Genomic DNA, 357 nt, shown 5'->3' with positions numbered 1-357 from the left:
GCGTTATGACGCCTGCTACCGCGACCTGCTCGTCGAGTTCGAGCGTGCCATCCGCACCGACACCCAGCCCGTGCCCGACGCCGAAGACGGCCGCGCGGCACTGGAGATGATCCTGGCCGCATACGAGTCGCACCGCACCGGCCGCCGCATCGAGTTCCCGTTCGTCCAGAAGGAGGCGTGACCATGACCACCATCGACACCTCGACGCTCACCGACACCGTTCGGGTCGGGCTCGTCGGCGCCGGCCGGATCGCGAAGGTCCACGCTGCAGCCTACGAGCGGATCGCACGCGGCACGCTCGTCACGGTCACCGACCCGATCCCCGAGGCGGCGAACGCCCTCGGCGCACAGTACGAC

Annotated in this window: 1 protein-coding gene; it reads left to right on the top strand. The window is 69.7% G+C overall.

The window, feature by feature from the left end; genetic code table 11:
- Positions 1 to 181, top strand: a 181-nt coding sequence (locus AB4Z02_RS19370; RefSeq protein ID WP_441973013.1) for a hypothetical protein, incomplete at its 5' end; no start/stop codon positions are given.
- Between the last annotated feature and the right edge of the window lie 176 nt (positions 182 to 357).

The sequence above is a fragment of the Pedococcus sp. 2YAF34 genome (assembly GCF_052114585.1).
Taxonomy (GTDB): Bacteria; Actinomycetota; Actinomycetes; order Actinomycetales; family Dermatophilaceae; genus Pedococcus.
The sequence above is the reverse complement of the archived record's forward strand: the minus strand, read 5'-3'. Positions and strand labels throughout refer to the sequence as shown.